The following is a 314-nucleotide window of genomic DNA, read 5'->3' as shown; positions in this document are numbered from 1 at the left end:
CGCTCCACCCGGTCTTGACGGCGATGATCACGAGCAGCGCGAACCCGAGCTCGATGATGAGGCGGCTCTCGGCGAGGCTCTGCACGAGCAGGGCGACGAGCAGCAGCAGCGGGGCGGTCGTCTCGGGCCAGCGCAGCTCCGCAGCGGAGTAGCGGATGCGCGTGACCTCGGCGGCCATGCCCCAGCTGCGCACGAGGGCGCCGAGCACCACGAGGCCGAAGATCGCCACGCCGATCGCCCCGAGCTGCAGGAAGACGTCGAGCCACGCGTTGTGGGCCTGCAGGTAGGTGACCCCCTTGATGACGACGAGGTCG

At 70.4% G+C, this 314-nt stretch carries 1 pseudogene; it reads right to left on the bottom strand.

Annotation, left to right across the window (positions count from 1 at the left end):
- Positions 1-314 (bottom strand): annotated as a pseudogene (locus tag FJ658_RS16560) (O-antigen ligase family protein); the annotation flags it as partial.

Source organism: Schumannella sp. 10F1B-5-1, from assembly GCF_006517535.1.
In the GTDB taxonomy this organism is placed as follows: domain Bacteria; phylum Actinomycetota; class Actinomycetes; order Actinomycetales; family Microbacteriaceae; genus Schumannella.
This window is presented reverse-complemented; position numbering and strand designations above follow the sequence as displayed.